The sequence below is a fragment of the Ruegeria sp. AP12 genome (assembly GCF_056540025.1).
Genome location: NZ_JBQFVZ010000316.1, coordinates 1 through 542, shown reverse-complemented (window position 1 = coordinate 542; position 542 = coordinate 1). Strand labels below are relative to the sequence as shown.

Below are 542 nucleotides of genomic sequence, written 5' to 3'. Positions count from 1 at the left end.
CTTGACCCTTTTAGGTGGCGTTTGATCTGGGCAAGACGAACGAAGTTGAGGCTGTTCCACAACCCATGAACTTCGTAGGTGTCCTCAACCCATGTGATCCGCTTTCGAAACAATCGCCGTGTCAGGGTCTTTGAGCGAAGCGCGGGGATGTTGAAATGCGGCTCATACGGGAAGCCGTAATTGGGGCACAGGATCAGGCAGCGGCCCTGTGGGGCCAGAAAACGCGGCAGCGTATCCAGGAAATGCCGCCAATCCGGCAAATGCTCCAGCACGTTGACCATGTAGATCAGGTGATAGGGTTGTGACGGAGTGTAGGCCTCATAGGTGCTGCGGTGGATGTCCCCGCCCAGCTTGGCGGCGTGATCCAGAACATGCTCCATCGGTGCGAAGCCTTCGGCGAAAGGCTCGATGGCGTCCAGTGCGATGTTTGGGTTCCGTTGGCGCAGCATGGTCAGCAGGATACCTGCCCCGCAGCCGATCTCTAACGCCCGCGCGCCGGGGGGCAGGGCGCAGATCTCGGGGTCGAGATTGAGGAAATGAAA

Annotated in this window: 1 protein-coding gene; it reads right to left on the bottom strand. The window is 58.9% G+C overall.

Going from position 1 to position 542, the window contains the following annotated elements:
• Positions 1–542, bottom strand: a 542-nt coding sequence (locus ACR0E6_RS22955) for a class I SAM-dependent methyltransferase (protein WP_480587761.1), incomplete at both ends; no start/stop codon positions are given.